Source organism: Nocardia acididurans (assembly GCF_016741815.1).
Lineage (GTDB): Bacteria > Actinomycetota > Actinomycetes > Mycobacteriales > Mycobacteriaceae > Nocardia > Nocardia acididurans.
The window spans coordinates 119,859-136,624 of the sequence record NZ_JAERRJ010000002.1 but is presented as its reverse complement, the minus strand read 5'-3'; the positions used below and the strand labels follow the sequence as shown (position 1 = coordinate 136,624).

The following is a 16,766-nucleotide window of genomic DNA, read 5'->3' as shown; positions in this document are numbered from 1 at the left end:
GGGGAGGCGGATCAGCGCAGCCGATCCAGCAGCCCGCCCGCCGTTTCCAGCATGGCGTCCACCGACGTGGTGACGTACATGAGATCCACGAAGAAATCATCGAATCCGGTATCGGCGGCGACCTGTTCGATGGTCTGGGCGATGAGCGCGGGGTCGGTGCCCGCCGCCACATTGACTCGCACGATGGTCCCGATCGTCTCCGGATCGCGCCCCGCGCTCTCGGCCGCACGATCGACGACCGCCCGCAGCTTCAGCAGCTGCTTCCCCCATCCCGGCGGTCCCGGCACCGGCGCGACCGGCAGCCACCCGTCACCCCGCTGCCCGATCCGCGCGAGCCCGGCCGCACTGAACGCCCCCAGCCAGATGGGTGGTCGCGGCCGCTGCACCGGCTTCAGCTCACTGCGGTGCGCGGGTACGGTCACGAACTGCCCGCGGTAGCTCGCGGGGTCGGTGGTCCAGATCGCTTCCAGCGCGTCGAGGGTCTCGTCGAGGCGCGCGCCGCGATGTGTGAACGGCACCCCGGCGGCCTCGTACTCCTCGGGTGACCACCCGATACCGAAGCCGGGCACCAGTCTTCCGCCGCTCATGACGTCGAGGCTGGTGAGCGAGCGCGCCAGCAGCACCGGCCGATGCAGTGGCGCGATCAGCACATTGGTGCCGAGGCGCACCCGCTCGGTCACCGCCGCGGCGACGCCCAGCAGCAGGAAGGGATCCAGCACGGCATTGAATTCGTCCGGGATGGTGTCCTTGCCGGCGTAGCCGACCGTCGGGTCGACCGCCGCGATCAGCCGTTCGCCGACCCACAGGCTGTCCGCGCCCGCCTGCTCGAGCTCGGCCGCGAACCGTGCGGTCTGCGCGCCCTGCTGTGCCTGCGAACCATGCTGAGGGAGGGAGAAGCCGATTTTCACAACTTCCGTGATACCAGAGCGCGCGGGCTCGACCGTTCGCTGGTCCGCGTCAGCCGGACAGTCTCGCCAATTCGCCGCACGCCCGGCGCAATTGGTGAGCCGACTCGTCGTTCTGCGCGGCCCGCGAGGGCGCTTTCACCCGATTGCGCTGGAAGTAGCAGCCCGACACCGCACCCACGTCCGGGTCGGTGGCCAGGTAGGTGAGCGCCGCGCCACCCTGCTCGGGGGTGATCATGAACAGCTTCTTGCCCACCGCCATCGCGGGCCGCGCGAACCACGGCGCGGCGTCCCAGATGGCCGTGGCCACCACGCCGGGGTGAAAGGCGTTGGCGGTCACGCCGGTTCCCTCCAGCCGGCGCGACAGTTCCCGCACGTACAGGATGTTGGCGAGTTTGGCCCGCCCGTACGCGGCGGCCGGGTTGTATCCGCGCCGCATGTTCAGATCGTCGAGCTCCAGGGCCGAGCCGAAGTGCATGGCCGAGGAGGTGAACAGCACCCGGGCGGGTGAGGAGTGCAGCAGCAGATCGATGAGCAGTTCGGTGAGCAGGAATCCGCCGAGGTGATTGACCGCGAACGTGGTCTCGACGCCGTCCTCGGTTTCACTGCGCCGCATCTGGATTCCGCCCGCATTGTTGGCCAGCACATCCAGATGCGGATAGTTCGTCCGCACGGTCTCGGCCAATTCCCGTACCGCGGCGGTGGATCCGATATCGCAGCGCAGCGCGTCCACCGCGCCCGCCCCGGCCGCGCGGACCAGATCGACTGCGGTGGAGAGCTTTTCGGGATTGCGACCGACCAGGACGAGTCGATGCCCCGCGGCGGCGAGTTGGCGCGCCGCGGCCAGTCCGATCCCCGATGTGGCCCCCGTGATCAGGATGGTCTTCATGCCGGGCCAGCCTGCCACAGGTGGGCCGCGCTGTCCTGGTGCCCCGGTAGCGTTCCGTTACCGTCCCGTCGTGAAAATGGCTGCCCGGCAACGGTATAAGTGCTGTTCGCCTGCACAAAGCCGGCCCGGAAATTGGGCTCCCCGCAGTAGTGACAGACGACCGTCGCGCCCGCTACTGTCTCAGACAAAGCGCCCGCACGGTGGCGGGCCGCATCGGCAAAGGAGCCGGCCATGGCGCATCCGCACGATCTGTCCCGCACGTCCGCGCTACCCGACCGGAGCGCGCCACTGCCACCGAACGCCCGATTCCCGCTGGGCCCGGTCGTCTACCCGCGGGTCCGGGTGCAGCGCGGGGTGGGAATCCGCTTGAGCGACGGCACAATTCTGTCCGCGGACATCACCCGCCCGGCCGACCGCGACGGAGCGCCGGTGACGACACCGCTGCCGACGATCATCACCATCACGCCCTACAACAAGACCCTGATGACCCGCGCGGATCCGCTGATCGACGCCGTCACCGCGGCGGGCCCGTGGGTCTATCGGCTGGTGCAGCCCTCCGCGCACGGCCGGGCGGGCGGGCGCGAGATGGTGCGCGCGCTGGGCGGCGGCGCGCTGGAGGCGATCCGCGCGAACCGGACCGCCATCTCCCGCGGCTACGTGCACGTCTCGGTGGACGTGCGCGGCACCGGCACCTCGACCGGGCGGCTGCAGCTCATGTCCGAGCGCGAGCAGCGGGATCATCTGGAGGTGCTGGCCTGGGTGCGCCAACAGCCCTGGTGCAACGGCGATCTCGCGATGACCGGCATCTCCTACCTGGCCATCGCCGCCCTGCTCACCGCCGGGCATCGGCCCGAGGGGCTGAAGGCCATCTTCGCCATCGTCGGTTCGGAGGACGGCACCAGGGACCTCATCCTCACCGGCGGCATGCAGTCCGCCTTCACGCCGTTCTGGCTGCTGGCGGTGAACGGCACCAAGTGGCTGCCGTCGGTGCCGGGCCTGCTGAAATCCGGTGCCGCCCTGCGTTTCCTGCGCGACCGCCTGACCAGCCCGTTCACCCGCGGCGGTGATGTGGTGGGCGCGATGCTCGACGAGAATCACCCCGAGCACTTCTACGGCGCCGACGCCCGCGCCCGCCGCCCCAGACTCGAGGACATCACCGCGGCGACCTGGATCCAGGCGGGCTGGCACGATGTGTTCGCGCGCTCGGTGCCCGGCCTGCACAATCGGCTCGATCTGCCCGGCGGCGCGGCGCAACTGGTGGTGGAGGACAGCTATCACGTGGGCCCCGGCACCGGATTCGGCACCGACGATCATCCGCAGCGGCTGGACGAATTGCAGTGCGCCTTCTTCGATCGCTGGGTGAAGGGGATCGACAACGGCATCGACGAGTACGGGCCGGTGACGGTGCGCCAGCTGGGCGGCGGGTGGGTCAGCCGCGACGCGTATCCGCATCCGGCGGCGCGGGTGCATCGGCTGTTCCTGTCGGCCGAATCCAGTGGCGCGGCACCGCATGCCGGCGCGGACTGCTCGCTGCGCCCCGACCCCGGACGCCGGTCGCGGCGAATTTCCCTGCCGCGCAAGCGTCCTCCGATCGCCTCGCAGACCAGCAGCTGGATCAACATGGGCCTGACCACGCTGCTCGGGCGGGACTGGTCGATCGACGATCGCGGCTACGAGTCGGCAGCGGTCACGTTCACCGGTGCGCCGCTGCCCGAGGATCTGGTCATCTCGGGTCCGCTCAACCTGCACCTGCGGGTGGTGACCACCGGGGCGGACGCCTTCTGGGCGACGACGGTCTGTGACGTCGCGCCGGACGGGACCTCCACGGTGATCGCGCGCGGTGCGCTGCGGTCCACGCGGCGGGCCGTCGACGAGTCCGCCAGCCGGTACGTCGACGGGGAACTCGTCGGTGCCGAGCATCCGCTGACGCCGGAATCGGTGCTGCCGGTCGCGCCCGGGGTGCCGCACGAACTCGATATCGACACCACCGCCACCGAGGCGCTGCTGCGCGCGGGCCATCGGCTCCGGGTGACGGTCACGCGCGGCAGCTGGCCGCGCTACTTCGTCACCCCGTCGGTGGCGCGGCTGCACAAGGATCAGTCGATCGTGCTGGACCCGCGTCACCCGAGCACGCTCACCTTCCTCGCCACCCTGTCCACGGCAGCGCCGGCCGAGGAGCTGCCCGCCTGAGGCTTGGATTCCGGATCCCGAAACGGGCTGTGGCGCAAAGCCGCAGGCCGTACCGTGGGGAGATGGAGCCGGTACTCGTCACCGGTGCCGCCGGGGGTCGTCAGGGGTCGACCGGGCGGCACCTCACAGCGCAATTGCTCGGTCGCGGGGTGCCGGTGCGGGCCCTCATCCATCGGGACGACGAACGCGCCACCGTGCTGCGCGCGCTCGGCGCGGAGGTGGTGGTCGGTGATCTCCGCGAACTGGCCGTGGTCCGCAGTGCCGTCGACGGGGTCCGCTCGGCCTACTTCACCTACCCGGTGATCGACGGATTACTGGATGCCGCAGGCGCTTTCGCGGTCGCCTGTCGCGACGCGGGAATCGAACGGGTGGTGGCCGTCTCGCAGCTGGCCGCGGGCCCGCACGCGCTGACGCCGCGCATGCGCCAGCACTGGGTGGCCGAACAGATTCTGGACTGGGCCGGTATCGGCGCGATCCATCTGCGCGCGGCCGTCTTCTACGAGAACCTGGCGCTGATCGCCGACACCGGCAGCGGCGCGAGCCTGAAACTCCCCATGGGGCCCGCCCGCACCGAGTTGCCGCTGATAGCCGCCGCCGATGTGGCGCGGGTGGCGGCGGGCCTGCTCGCCGATCCGCAGGTGAAAGCCGACCCGGTGCTGCTGCTCACCGGCGACGTCCAATCCATCGGTACCGCGGCGCAAACCCTGGGCCGCACCTACCGCGACACCGATCCGGATACATGGCACAGCTGGGCGCTGGAGTTCTACGGCAGCGCGCACGCGGCCGACCACCTCACCAAACTCTGGGAGATCTTCCGCATCCTCGGCGAGGGCACCGGCCTCTACCAGATCACCCCCGCCATCGAACAGTACGGCGGCCATCCGCCGATCTCCCTGGCCGAGTACGCCATCCATCGCCCCTCGCACTGACGGCCGCGCGCACCCGGCGGGCCCGCGATTACCCGTCGGGTAATGGATTGCCCTATCCCACTATTCGTACGATCAACCCATGGCAACCATCACGGCAGGCGACCTGCTGCGGCATTGGCGAGTAACCCGCCGTCTGAGCCAACTGGAGCTCGCGGGTCGAGCCGAAACCTCCACCCGCCACCTCAGCTTCATCGAAACCGGCCGCGCCACCCCCAGCCGCCAGATGATCCTGCACCTGTCCGACGAGCTGGAAATCCCGCTGCGCGAACGCAACCGCATGCTCCTGGCCGCCGGTTACGCCCCCGTCTACACCGAACCCGCCCTCGACACCCCCGCCATGGAACCCGTGCGCAACGCAGTCCGCCAGATCCTCACCGGCCACGAACCCCACCCCGCCCTGGCCGTCGACGCCGCCTGGAACATGGTCGACGCCAACGCCGCGATAGCCCTGTTCCTCGAAGGCGTCTCCCCAACCCTGCTTTCCGGCCAGGTCAACGCCCTACGCCTGAGCCTCCACCCCGACGGCCTGGCCCCCCGAATCCTCAACCTCCCCGAATGGCGAGGCCACCTCTTCGAACGCCTCGAACACCAGATAGCGGCCACCGGCGCCCCCGACCTCAAATCCCTCCTCGAAGAACTCCGCACCTACCCCGGCGGCGAACAACCCCCCGGCCTTCCCACCCCCGACCAAGCCGTAGTTCCCCTCCGCCTCCACCACGAAGGCCGAACCCTCTCCTTCATCAGCGTCACCACGGTGTTCGGCACCCCCATGAACGTCACAGTCGCCGAACTCGCCATAGAAGCCTTCTTCCCCGCCGACCCCACCACAGCCACCATCCTCCGCACCCGAACCCCCCTCCCCACCGACTAGCCGGATTCCCTGGCCCGGTGCGGCACTCCCGGGTCATGATTGGTCATGTCGGAAATGAACAAGAACAACCTTGTCTACTTCGAAAATCCTTCCATGCGTGGGCTGTACGAGTGCATGGAGGAGTGGCAGGTGGTCAACAAGCGGCGGTTGTTGTCGGTCAGCGTGCAGCAGGATCGAGACAACTTCTGCTGTATCGCGCTGACCAATCCGACCGAGGTGGTGATCACGAGCGCGGATGGGCATCACCATGCGCAGGTGAGCCGTTTCGGGATGCTTGCCGTGGACGCGCAGTAGCGCCGAAGATCCAGGGACCTGCCACATCCCACGCCGACCCCGCGGGTGGATCTGCTGATTCCGGTGGGTGGCGTGGGATGTGGCGGTGGGTCAGCGCGGGGTGGCGTCGGGGACCCACTGGGAGCCGGTGACGCCGGTCGAGACGCAGATGATCGGCTGGCCGTTGTTGACGTCCCAGGCTTTGTGCATGCGCTCGCTGGGGTCGCAGGGGTGGTGGGCGATCGGAGTCGACGCGGACGCGGGGCCGGCGAGGCCGACCAGGGCGGCGGTGACGACTCCGCCGAGTAGGACAGTTGCCTTGAGTGTCTTCATGTTTCGTGCCTTCCTTGGTGGAACGAGTGGGGAGACACGCCCCCCGGCGATGGTTCACAGTCTGCCGTGTGGGTGGACCGAAGGCCACCGGTTACCGACTCGAACGAACGAAACTGTACTTTCGGCCAGGGTGTGCGGTGTCGGCGGGATGGTCGGTCAGAATGGTTGGTCATGGACGTGCGCGGGCACCTGGGTGAGTTGGTCGGGGCGCGGGTGGAGCGGCTCGAGCAGTTCGGGAGCAGTCATGCCTGGGGGCTGTATCGCGGGGAATTGCGGGGTGGGCGTTCGGTTTTCGTGAAGGCGCGGGTCGACGGCGCGGCGGGCGAGGGCGGGGTTTTCGCGGCGGAGGCGGCGGGGCTGCGGTGGCTCGGGGCGGCGGATGCGGGGCTGGTGCCGGAGGTGCTGGCGGTGGATGAGCGGATGCTCGTGCTGCCGTGGGTGGAGTCGGGGGCCGCGTCGGCGTCGGCGGCGGAGCGGTTGGGGCGGGAGCTGGCCGGGCTGCACGCGGATTCGCCGGGGGAGTTCGGGGCTTCGTGGCCGGGGTGGATTGCCGCACTGCCGCTTGATAATTCGCCGAGTTCGGGGGAGTGGGGGAGCTGGTATGCGGAGCGGCGGCTCGCGCCGTATCTGCCCGCTGCGGCGCGGGAGCTCGGGCGGGATGGCGTCGCGCTCGTCGAGCGTGTGATGGATCGGATCGGTGCGCTGGGCGGGCCGGCGGAGCGGCCCAGCCGGATCCACGGTGATCTGTGGAGCGGGAACGTGCTGTGGGCCCGGGGGCGGGCGATGCTGGTGGATCCCGCCGCCCACGGTGGGCATCGGGAAACGGATCTGGCCATGCTCGCGCTGTTCGGCGCGCCGCATCTGGATCGTATTCTCGCCGGGTATCAGGAGGTCGCGCCGCTGGCCGCGGGGTGGCGGCAGCGGATTCCGCTGCATCAACTGCATCCGCTGCTGGTGCATGTCGTGCTGTTCGGGAGCTCGTATGCCGGGATGACGAAGGCGGCTGCCGCGGCCGCGCTCGCGGGCTAGTGCCCGCTCGCGGGGCCGGTGCCCGCACATAGATACCTTCATGGAAATATGCGCATCTAGGCATGTCTGCTCGGCATGTCGATCCACGCACCAACGCCGGCGGGGGACCGGTCGGCTAGCGTCGAGCTCGTGGAACTGCAGCGGATCCATCACGTCGCCATCATCGCCTCCGACTACGAGACATCGAAAGCGTTCTACACGCAGGTGCTGGGCCTGCGCATCCTCGCCGAGCACTATCGAGCCGAAAGGCGTTCGCACAAACTGGATCTCGCCCTGCCCGACGGCGGCCAACTGGAGCTGTTCTCCTTCCCTGAACCCCCGCCCCGCCCCTCCCGCCCCGAAGCCGCCGGCCTCCGCCACCTGGCCTTCGTCGTGCCCGATGTGGCCGCGGCGGTGAAAGACCTGACCGCACAAGGCATCCGAACAGAGGAAATCAGAGTCGACGAATACACCGGCAAACGCTTCGTCTTCTTCGCCGACCCCGACGATCTACCCCTCGAACTCTACGAAGCCTGAACCCCGTCGAATTCGATGGGCAGCGCAGCGGGCCCACGCAAATTCACGTGCATGCGGTACACCGGCGGATCCGCCACCAGCCGCGGCTCCCGCATCCGCTGCGCGAATCGTGTCACCGCAATCCGCGCCTCCAGTCGCGCCAGCGGCGCACCGAGGCAGAAGTGTGCCCCCAGCCCGAACGACACATGCCGATTGTCCCGCGCGATATCGAACCGCCCCGGCTCGGCGAACGTCTCGGGATCCCGGTTGGCCGCCGCGATGATCACCATGAGAACCTCTCCGGCGTCCACCTTGGTCTCCCCGAACTGCATGGTCTCCAGCGCCACCCGCGGCATCATCTGAACCGGCGGATCGTAGCGCAGCGTCTCCTCGATGACTTGCGTTGCCAGCCCGGGATTCTCGCGCAGTTCCGCCAGCACGTCGCCCCGGCGCGACAGTGCCAGAATCGTATTGGAGATGAGGTTCACCGTCGTCTCATGCCCCGCGATGAGCAGCAATCCGCAGGTGGCGATCAATTCACTGTGGCTGAGTGTGTCCCCGGCGTCCTCGGCCGCGATGAGCTGGGTCAGCAGATCCGGCCCCGGATCGTGCCGCCGCTGCGCCGCGAGCCGATCGAAGTAGTCGTCGAGTTCTTCGCGCGCCGTGATCATATCGGCGAGGTCGACACCGAACCCCGCCTCGGTCGGCGCGGCCGGATCCAGCAGTCGCGCGAGAGCGGCCGACAGCCGCCGCAGCAGCGGTTCGTCCTCGAGCGGCACCCCGAGCAGTTCGCAGATGACCGTGATGGGCAGCGGATACCCCAGATCCTCGACGGCATCGAAGCGCCCCGTCTCGGCGGCCCGATCGAACGCCTCGTCCACGAACCGGGTGATCCGCGGCGCGAGCTCCGCGACGACCCGCGGCGTGAACGCCTTCTGCACCAGCCGCCGCAACCGGGTGTGGTCCGGTGCGTCGAGAAACAGGAACGACGGATTATGGCGCGGCGCAACGAGATTGGTGGGCACCTCGACCCCCTCGGGTGTCAGCGCGAACCGCAGCCGCGGCATGCTGTTCTGTGAGCTGGCCCGTGGATCGCGGAGTGCGGCCGTGCAGTCGGCATGCCGGGTCAGCAGTACGATCGGCGCTCCCGGCAGGCGCAGCGCCCCCGCCGCGCGCATTCGCTCGTACAGCGGATAGGGATCGGCCCGCACCGAGTGGTCGAAGAGCTGGAAGTAGCTACCCGCTCCGCTGGAATCGGTGACTGTCACGGCGGCCTCCCTGTCCCCGGCCGCGCGCCTCCGGCGCGCCGGTGCTCGTGCTCTACAGCCTACAAACGCGCAGTGTCGTTGAGCCACAACGTTTTGCGTCCAGCCGAACCCCCGCATTCGATGCCGCGCGGTCGCTCTGTTTTCGGTTCCCATACGATGGCGGCATGACCAAAGTGCTCCTGAAGACCTCCGCCGGGGACATCACCCTGGAACTGGATGAGGCCAAGGCGCCGAAGACCGTCGCGAATTTCGTCGACTACGTCAAGGCGGGCCACTACTCCAACACCGTGTTCCACCGTGTGATCCCGAACTTCATGATTCAGGGCGGCGGTTTCACTCCCGAGTTCCAGCAGAAGCCGGCGCCGCAGACGGTCGAGAACGAGGCGTCGAACGGTCTCAAGAACGACAAGTACACCGTCGCCATGGCGCGCACCTCGGCCCCGCATTCGGCCAGTGCGCAGTTCTTCATCAACACCAGCAACAACGGCTTCCTGAACTACCCGGGTCAGGACGGTTTCGGTTACGCGGTGTTCGGCAAGGTCGTCGACGGCAATGCCGTGGTCGACGCCATCGAGGGCGTGGCGACGGGCAGCAAGAACGGCCACGGCGACGTCCCGAAGGATCTGGCCGGGGTCACCATCCTGTCGGCCGAACTGGTCTGACGTTTCCCGCTGCACAAGCCAACGGGCCGGGTTCGACGACTGTCGCGCCCGGCCCGTTCTCCGTCCGGGTCAGGCGTCGAGCACCCGTGGCGTCCGATTGGTGACGGGCGGCAGCACCGACCACGGGAAGTTGATCCAGCGATCGGTGCGCTTCCACACGTATTCGCAATCCACCTCGGAATGCGGTTTATGGTAGATCACCGCGCACCGCACCTCGGCGACGTGATCGGAGCAGAAGTCGCGGACCAGTCGCAGCGTCTTCCCGGTATCCGCGACATCGTCGGCGACGAGCACCTTGGCCCCGGTCAGGTCGACGACGCTCGGCACCGGCGGCAACATCACCGGCATGGCCAGCCGCTGATCCACCCCCGTATAGAACTCCACATTCATCACGTGCAGATTCTTGACGTCGAGCGCGTAGCCCAGTGACCCGGCCACGAACAGTCCACCGCGGGCGATGCTCAGAATCAGATCCGGCTCGAACCCGTCATCCGCGATCTCCTGCGCCAGCTCCCGGCTCGCGTCCCCGAACAATTCCCAGCTGAGCTCTTCTCGATCCGACACCGCACCTCCACCGCTGTTCCGTCGTTGCAGAAGGATCCTAGAGGGACCGCGCTGTTACCTTCTGCGAGCGGCATCCGTCATAGGTGTGACGGCCCGATTCGGCGGGTCGTCGCATCGACGAGTGAATGGATGGCAGGCATGCTGAACAACATCATGTTCGTGACGATCTACGTGACCGATCAGGATCGTGCGCTGGAGTTCTACACCGAGGGGCTGGGATTGGAGAAGCGCATCGACTTCCCGGGACCGGAGGGACGTTTCCTCACGGTGGGCGTTCCGAACAGTTCGGTGCAGCTCATTCTGTGGCATACGGCGGCCGCGGATCGGCCCGCCGGTGTGGACGATCAGGCCGTGCCCGGCCCGGTGGTGCTCGAATCGGATGATCTGCGTAAGGATTTCGAGTCGCTGAGCCGTCGCGGCATCACCTTCGACCGCCCGGCGCCCGAGCAGTACCCGTTCGGGCTGCGCATCGCCGCGATCGACCCGGACGGCAACCGGATCGCCCTGCGCCAGCCGTCCAGGTCATGACGTCCGGTCGTTCCGACCTCGTCACCGAGGTGTTCGAAGCCCAGCGCGATCGGTTGCGGGCCGTCGCGTACCGCGTGCTGGGCTCGCACGCCGATGCCGAGGATGTGGTGCAGGAGGCCTGGCTGCGGCTGGATCGCCAGGACGCGTCGACCATCGGCAATCTCGCGGGCTGGTTGACCACCGTGGTCGGCCGAATCAGCTTGGATATCCTGCGTTCTCGCCACGCTCACCCCGAAACCGCGTACGGTCAGGAGCTTTCCGACTTCGTGGTGATCCCCGACGACGATCCCGCGCCGGATGAGCAAGCGGCCCTGGCCGATTCGATCGGCCTGGCGCTGCTGGTCGTCCTCGATTCGCTCGCGCCGAGCGAGCGCCTGGCTTACGTCCTGCACGACATGTTCGCCGTGCCGTTCCACGAGATCGCCCACATTCTGGGCAAATCCGCCGACGCCACCAAGATGATCGCCAGCCGCGCCCGGCGCAAGGTGCGGTCCACGCCGCACCCGGCGGTCTCCACCCGGGAACACCGGCGGGTCTTCGAGGCCTTCCGTGCCGCTGCCGTCGGCGGAGATTTCGAAGCCCTGCTGCGGGTGCTCGACCCGAATGTGAAGCTGACCGTCGACACCGCCGGTGGCGTGGTGGTCACCCTCGGCGCCACCGAGGTGGCGGCGGGCGCCCGCATGTTCTCCGGCGAGGTGGCCCGGCACCGGCCGATCCTGCTCAACGGTATGCCCGGCAATATGTCCTGGCGTGCGGACGGATCCCCGCTCTCGGTCTTCGCTTTCACGGTGGTCGAGGCCCGGATCACCGCCATCCACATCGTCATCGACCCGGCGAAACTCGCGTCGATCCGATTACCGGAACCGGCCTGATTCGGCGCGCCGGGCTAGGAACGCCGGCAGTTCTCGACGTTCCAGCTCGGACCGTTGGAGTCGTCGTTCTCGCCGGACCTGATCGTGCACACCACTCGGTCGCCGGGCCGCAGGTCCGGTATCCCACTGCGCTGCGCCCCGACGTGGATGATCGCGCCCTTCCGCCGGTCGACCGCCTCGCTCGGAGTGTGCTCGGGTTCGCTTTCCATCAGGCAGTAGTTGAGCTCCGGCGGGCAGCGCACGACGAGGGTCACTTCGCCGTCGAAGGTGGGGTAGGCGTAGCGAACGAGCGCCCAGACCGCACCCGCGAGGAGGAGGAAGGCGACCAGCACCCCCACCAGAATCGCCATCGCGTCGCCGAATATCTCTCGCGCCCTAGCCAATTCTGTTCCCTCCCGAGAGCTGAAGGGATCCGATGCTATCGGGTGGATTGTCCGGATTCGATGCGTTTGCGTCCGGCGAGCAGGATTACCACGAGCACGGGATAGACCAGAATCGGCAGCAGGGTGCCCGGGTAGAAGGTCTGGTCGGCGAGAATCGCGGAGCCGGACAGCAGCGTGAAGTCGAACAGGCCGTGGATGATCGAGTTGAGGGTGTTGCCGCGGCTGACCCGCCGGATCAGATAGAAGAAGTACCCGGCCAGGCTCACCATGATCGCCTGCGGCAGCGCCGAGGCGCCGTGCGTGATGCCGTTGGTCAGATGCACCGCGCCGAAGACGATGCTCGACCACAGCGCGACCCGTGCTTCGGTGAGCCCGTTCCCGCGCAGCATCACGACGCCGATACCGCGGAACATGCCCTCCTCACCCCACCCGACGAACTGGGTGGCGATCAGCAGTGTCACCGTGTACAGCCAGCCCTTCTCGGTGAGCGCGCCGTAGTTGATCCCGCCGGCGATGGCGACGAGAAATACGATCGGCACCACGCGCACCCAGGGCCGGGTGGGCTGATCGTCGTGCAGCACCGGCTGCAGCCACCCGAGGTAGCTGATCACGCCGTAGGTGAACGCCAGCGCCACGCCGAGCGGAATGATCATGCAGTAGAACACCGCCCGGGTGGACAGGAAGTCGTCCTCCCCGCTGAGGTGCCGCATGAGGATTCCGCCGCCCTGGATGATCGCCAGGTACACCAGAACTATCCCGGCGAATATCGGATACGACAGCCGTCGGCCACTGCTGCCGGTCGAGGCTCGGTTGTGCGGCGCGCTCATCGACCAAACATAGGTGATTCGACGTCGGACCGGGTGCACCGACGAGGGGTGGTTCTCGACGTCGGTCAGGGCTGGTGGGTGATGGTGTACCAGAGCAGGCCGAGGGTGGCGAGGGCGAAAAGGGGGACGACGATGAGGGTTTCGACCTTGTTCCCGGTGCGGTCGATGATGGGGAAGCGGGTGCGGATCTTCAGGGGCCAGAGCAGGCGGCAGCCGCGGTCGGTGAGGCAGTCGCCGAGGATGTGGGCGAGGGAGCCGAGGCCGACGCAGAAGGGGAGCCAGGCGGGTTTGTCGCTGATCCAGTGGTCGATGGCGAAGGTGCCGCAGGTGGCGAGGATGATGACGGTGCCCCAGGATTTGATGTCGTCGCCGCCGGGGGCGAGGTGCAGCGCCTTGACCGCGAGGGCCAGCAGGAAGAAGCAGAGGGCGAGGGTGAAGTTGCGGCCGATCCAGTGTTCGCCGGCCCAGGTGCCGTAGGTGACGAGGGCGACGAACAGGAACGAGTGGGTGCCGTGGCGGTGACCGCCGGAGATCTTGTTGATCAGTTTGCAGGCGTAGTGCGAAACCGGTCCCAGCACATGGGAAATGGTGCCCTTGGGGTGGTCCGCGTCGGGGAGGAGCGCCGCGCCGGCGGTGAGAAAGGTTCCCATGACGAGGTCTACCGCGGCGATGTTCCCGGATTGCATTGCGGGATAGGTCATCAGGGTGAGCGGTAGCGCCGCGGCGGCGGCCGACCAGGCGAGCGCGCCGCTGGTCGCATGTGAATGTCCTAGCACCGCGAGAAGATTAGCCGATCTAACAGGTCCGTCGTCCAGCCTTCGGTGTGAGCTGAGGTACGTTGGGCGGCAGCGACTTCGGGCTGTGGCAGGTCATGGGGCTCACCTCTCCGGGACCAACCCAGCATACGAGAATCCGAAACGTATTGCAGCAATACCGATTTCATATCGCACAGCGGCCCCGCGGCGTCTCGCCGCCGCGCAATGCCGACCCCCCGACGCCGCCCGAAACGGGTGAAATACGCTCGGTTCGATTGCGCTTTCCGCTCAGAGAGGAACGGACATGTCGGTAGCGTCCGCGGTGAAGGATCAGATCCAGCAGGTGGGCGGGGGATTCATGTTCTCCCGCGAGGCGAAGAGCTTCGCCGCCACCACCGGCGTGGAGGGATTCCTGCCCGGCTACACGCGCGGCCGAGGCGGCGTGCTGGGCGATGTGGACGCCGACGTGGTGACCGCAGCCTTCGGCTTCTTCCCCGCGTCCGCGATCCGTAGGGCCTGGGAGGCCACCGCGAGCACCCCCGCCGCCAAGGGCGCCGAGGGCTACCTGACCGCCTGCCAGGACTTCGGCCGCCGCAAACTGGCCGGCTTCGATCAGGCCGATCGCCTCGCCGAACTGCTGAAAACCGTCGCCGACGCCGCCGACTCGGCCGGAGCGCCACTGTTCGCCGGTTGGCGCGCCCTGCCGTTGGCCGAGGACGCCCCCGGTCGCGTCCTGCAGCTGATCACGGTCCTGCGCGAACTGCGCGGCGGCCTGCACCTGCTCGCGGTGCGCGCCTCCGGCCTCACGCCCCTGCAGGCGGTGCTGATCGCCGGTTCCCCCATCACCACCGGCCCGCAGCAGGCCCGCAGCTACGGCTGGCCGGAGCCGTTCGAGGAGATCACCCCCGAACTCAAGGGCCGCTGGATGCAGGCCGAGACCATCACCGACGAGCTCATCGCCCCCGCGTTCGCCGCACTCGACGCGGCCGCCGGTCAGGAACTCGTCGAGCTCCTGAGCGCCTGCCAGGCAACGGTTTTCGCGCCGCCGCGCTGATCCCGCTCAATTCTTCGCGCGCAGCATCCGCTCGAAGACAGCGATATCCGTGGTCAGGATGTGGAACAGGAAGAGCGACACCGCGACTCCGAAGTATCCGCCCACGCACAGCGCGATCACCGAGTCCACGGCGGCCTGCTGCTCCTCCGGCGGCAGGAACGCCAGCCCGGCGGCCGCGCCGATGAGCGGCACCGTGGTTCCCGACCCCAGGAAATACTGGTTGCGCCGCGTCAGCTTCTCGAGCCGCGCCACATCGCCGTCGGTGGTGCGGTGCGGGATGAGCAATCCCGGGTAGTACCAGCGCAATACGTAGAACGTGATCGGAAAGTACGTGTAGCTGACGGCGACCGCCCCGGCCACCAGGATGGAGACGATCACATTGGCGAGCACGGCGGTGGGCACGTCGGCGACGCTGAGCAGCATGGCCAACTCCAGTGCCGCCAGCACCGACCAGCTCACGAACCCCACCGTCGCGATCCGGTCCCCGCAGGCCAGCGTATCGGCCCGCGCCCGCGCGAGGGTCGCGTCGTCGTAGTGCTGTCCGCGCCGTAATCCCCTGGGCACCAGGATCACTCGGCGACACCAGTACACGAGCAAGGCGATCCCGACCGGATATCCGACGATCGCGCATCCGATCGCCACATCAACCAGCCGCCGGTACTGGCCCGGCGTGAGATGCGCCGCGAGCACATCGGTGTTGTGACTGTAGAGGTAGTAGGCCGCCACCAGTTGCCCCGCCACACTCGACAGCGTCACCACCGGCATCGGCTTCATCCGGAACCGCGCCCGGATACTGCGATCCGGCGGCACCACCAGATCCCGCGCCGTGCGATCGAGCACCAGATCCAGCTGCTGCGCGAACTCGGCTCCGGATGCGAAGCGCTGCTGCGGATCCGGGCGCAGACAGCTGAGCAGCGCGTCCCGCAGCGCGGGCGGGCAATCCCGCGGCAGGTCGGCGCGGCGGCGCTTGTCGATGGGCCGGCGCCGCAGCCCGATCATATGCTCGAGCGTGAGATGGGTTTCCCCGGGCGCGGGCGCGTCCTCGAAAGGCGGTCGCCCCGTGAGCAATTCCCACAGCACCACGGCCAGCGCGAACAGATCGCTGCGGGTATCCAGATCCGCCGGGGTGGTGGCGAGGTCGGGATGGCAGGCCTCCAACTGCTCCGGCGACATGTATCGCATCGACCCGCCGAAATTCTCGATCGGATTGTCCCCGGCCAGATCCCGGCTGTAGCTGATCCCGAAATCGGCCAGCTTCGGCTGCCCGTCCGCGGTGAGCAGCACATTGGCGGGCTTGATATCCCGATGCAGCACCCCGGCCCGATCCGCGTGATCGAGTGCCCGCGCCAGCCGGCTGCCCAGCCAGGCCACGGTTTCGGGCCAGCTCAGCGCCACGAGTTCGGCGCGCGTGGCGGTATCGGGTTTGTCGAGCCGCCCACCGGCGGCCGCCGCGGTGTCGACGGCGCGCACCAGCAGTGCCCCCGAACGGTTTTCGATCGGCACCCGCTCGAGCAGTCCCAGCACCCCGAGCAGGGTCCCGCCGGGCGCGTACTCCATGTACATCAGCCGCAACTCGGTATCCGGAACCCGCCGCTGATCGAAGACCCGCACGATGTGCGCGTGATTCAACTGCGCCAGCGTGCGTGACTCGTGGCTGTTCGCGTGCGAGATCTTCACCGCCACATACCGTTGCATGGACGACTGCCACGCCAGGAACACCCGCCCGAACGCGCCCCTGCCCAGCGGAATCAGCAGATCGAATTCGTCGATGGTGGCGCCCGGCACGATGGCGGCGAGCGGATCGTTGCCGCCCGGACGCGACATGGCGGCGGTGGATTGCCCGTCGCTCGAGATCCGATGCGTCGGCAACAGCGAATTGGAGGGGGTGAGTTCGGTCGGATCCGCAGGGCCGCGCGGTGGTGGTGCGTGGTTATCGTTG

19 protein-coding genes are annotated in these 16,766 nt (G+C 68.2%); 10 read left to right on the top strand and 9 right to left on the bottom strand.

The annotated features are described in order from the left end of the window. Positions 1–11: 11 nt before the first annotated feature. Together JK358_RS05055 and JK358_RS05050 are read right to left on the bottom strand one after the other, a co-directional pair. Entirely contained in the window at positions 12–908 is an 897-nt protein-coding gene (locus tag JK358_RS05055; RefSeq protein WP_307817305.1) for a TIGR03619 family F420-dependent LLM class oxidoreductase, read from the bottom strand. 49 nt (positions 909–957) lie between these two features. After that, positions 958–1,794, bottom strand: coding sequence for an SDR family NAD(P)-dependent oxidoreductase (locus JK358_RS05050; RefSeq protein ID WP_201944177.1), 837 nt, complete (start codon positions 1,792–1,794; stop codon positions 958–960). 231 nt (positions 1,795–2,025) lie between these two features. Between JK358_RS05050 and JK358_RS05045 the strand changes: the two genes are divergently transcribed. The 4 genes from JK358_RS05045 (at position 2,026) to JK358_RS05030 (ending at position 6,078) form a co-directional block, all read left to right on the top strand. Continuing rightward, the gene (locus JK358_RS05045) at positions 2,026–3,984 is read left to right on the top strand and encodes a CocE/NonD family hydrolase (RefSeq protein ID WP_201944168.1); all 1,959 of its coding nucleotides are present in this window, start codon (positions 2,026–2,028) and stop codon (positions 3,982–3,984) included. A gap of 62 nt (positions 3,985–4,046) precedes the next feature. Continuing rightward, positions 4,047–4,913, top strand: a complete 867-nt coding sequence (locus tag JK358_RS05040; RefSeq protein WP_201944161.1) for an NmrA family NAD(P)-binding protein — start codon at positions 4,047–4,049, stop codon at positions 4,911–4,913. Between the two features lie 79 nt (positions 4,914–4,992). Next, positions 4,993–5,784: a helix-turn-helix domain-containing protein gene (locus JK358_RS05035; protein WP_201944159.1), complete on the top strand. Its 792-nt coding sequence runs from the start codon at positions 4,993–4,995 to the stop codon at positions 5,782–5,784. A 54-nt stretch (positions 5,785–5,838) separates the two neighbouring features. Then, positions 5,839–6,078 (top strand): hypothetical protein, encoded by a 240-nt coding sequence (locus tag JK358_RS05030; RefSeq protein ID WP_232850802.1) that lies wholly within the window; start codon positions 5,839–5,841, stop codon positions 6,076–6,078. Between the two features lie 90 nt (positions 6,079–6,168). Here JK358_RS05030 and JK358_RS05025 read toward each other — a convergent pair whose 3' ends face one another. Beyond that, positions 6,169–6,390 carry a hypothetical protein gene (locus JK358_RS05025; protein ID WP_201944155.1) on the bottom strand — a complete coding sequence of 74 codons (222 nt, stop codon included), beginning with the start codon at positions 6,388–6,390 and terminating at the stop codon, positions 6,169–6,171. A 171-nt stretch (positions 6,391–6,561) separates the two neighbouring features. On the opposite strand from JK358_RS05025, the gene JK358_RS05020 reads away from it, so the two are divergent. Together JK358_RS05020 and gloA2 are read left to right on the top strand one after the other, a co-directional pair. Continuing rightward, entirely contained in the window at positions 6,562–7,419 is an 858-nt protein-coding gene (locus JK358_RS05020; RefSeq protein WP_201944153.1) for a fructosamine kinase family protein, read from the top strand. A 129-nt stretch (positions 7,420–7,548) separates the two neighbouring features. Then, the gene (gene gloA2, locus JK358_RS05015) at positions 7,549–7,935 is read left to right on the top strand and encodes an SMU1112c/YaeR family gloxylase I-like metalloprotein (protein WP_201944151.1); all 387 of its coding nucleotides are present in this window, start codon (positions 7,549–7,551) and stop codon (positions 7,933–7,935) included. Here gloA2 and JK358_RS05010 read toward each other — a convergent pair. Continuing rightward, on the bottom strand, positions 7,923–9,182 hold the full coding sequence (locus tag JK358_RS05010) for a cytochrome P450 (RefSeq protein ID WP_307817304.1): 1,260 nt from the start codon (positions 9,180–9,182) through the stop codon (positions 7,923–7,925). The two genes, gloA2 and JK358_RS05010, sit on opposite strands and share 13 nt — an antisense overlap. Before the next feature lie 164 nt (positions 9,183–9,346). On the opposite strand from JK358_RS05010, the gene JK358_RS05005 reads away from it, so the two are divergent. Further along, on the top strand, positions 9,347–9,844 hold the full coding sequence (locus JK358_RS05005; RefSeq protein WP_201944150.1) for a peptidylprolyl isomerase: 498 nt from the start codon (positions 9,347–9,349) through the stop codon (positions 9,842–9,844). A gap of 69 nt (positions 9,845–9,913) precedes the next feature. Here the strand turns inward: JK358_RS05005 and JK358_RS05000 are convergent, their stop codons facing one another. Beyond that, positions 9,914–10,408 carry a phosphoribosyltransferase gene (locus JK358_RS05000; protein WP_201944142.1) on the bottom strand — a complete coding sequence of 165 codons (495 nt, stop codon included), beginning with the start codon at positions 10,406–10,408 and terminating at the stop codon, positions 9,914–9,916. Positions 10,409–10,546: 138 nt separating this feature from the next. On the opposite strand from JK358_RS05000, the gene JK358_RS04995 reads away from it, so the two are divergent. Both JK358_RS04995 and JK358_RS04990 read left to right on the top strand, forming a co-directional pair. Further along, positions 10,547–10,936 (top strand): VOC family protein, encoded by a 390-nt coding sequence (locus JK358_RS04995; protein WP_201944140.1) that lies wholly within the window; start codon positions 10,547–10,549, stop codon positions 10,934–10,936. Further along, a complete protein-coding gene (locus tag JK358_RS04990) occupies positions 10,933–11,808 on the top strand; it encodes a sigma-70 family RNA polymerase sigma factor (RefSeq protein WP_201944132.1) in 876 nt (291 codons plus the stop codon). The genes JK358_RS04995 and JK358_RS04990 overlap by 4 nt, the downstream gene beginning before the upstream one ends. A gap of 14 nt (positions 11,809–11,822) precedes the next feature. Here the strand turns inward: JK358_RS04990 and JK358_RS04985 are convergent, their stop codons facing one another. The 3 genes from JK358_RS04985 to JK358_RS04975 all read right to left on the bottom strand — a co-directional run bounded on the left by JK358_RS04985 (position 11,823) and on the right by JK358_RS04975 (position 13,794). Next, complete coding sequence (locus JK358_RS04985; protein ID WP_201944130.1) at positions 11,823–12,191, bottom strand: hypothetical protein; 369 nt, start codon at positions 12,189–12,191, stop codon at positions 11,823–11,825. Between the two features lie 35 nt (positions 12,192–12,226). After that, entirely contained in the window at positions 12,227–13,018 is a 792-nt protein-coding gene (locus JK358_RS04980) for a CPBP family intramembrane glutamic endopeptidase (RefSeq protein WP_201944129.1), read from the bottom strand. 65 nt (positions 13,019–13,083) lie between these two features. Further along, entirely contained in the window at positions 13,084–13,794 is a 711-nt protein-coding gene (locus tag JK358_RS04975) for a metal-dependent hydrolase (protein ID WP_201944127.1), read from the bottom strand. Between the two features lie 283 nt (positions 13,795–14,077). Here JK358_RS04975 and JK358_RS04970 point away from each other — a divergent pair, with 283 nt between their 5' ends. After that, positions 14,078–14,827, top strand: a complete 750-nt coding sequence (locus tag JK358_RS04970; protein ID WP_201944126.1) for an SCO6745 family protein — start codon at positions 14,078–14,080, stop codon at positions 14,825–14,827. Positions 14,828–14,833: 6 nt separating this feature from the next. Here the strand turns inward: JK358_RS04970 and JK358_RS04965 are convergent, their stop codons facing one another. Then, the gene (locus JK358_RS04965) at positions 14,834–16,696 is read right to left on the bottom strand and encodes a serine/threonine-protein kinase (protein ID WP_201944124.1); all 1,863 of its coding nucleotides are present in this window, start codon (positions 16,694–16,696) and stop codon (positions 14,834–14,836) included. Positions 16,697–16,766 lie beyond the last annotated feature (70 nt).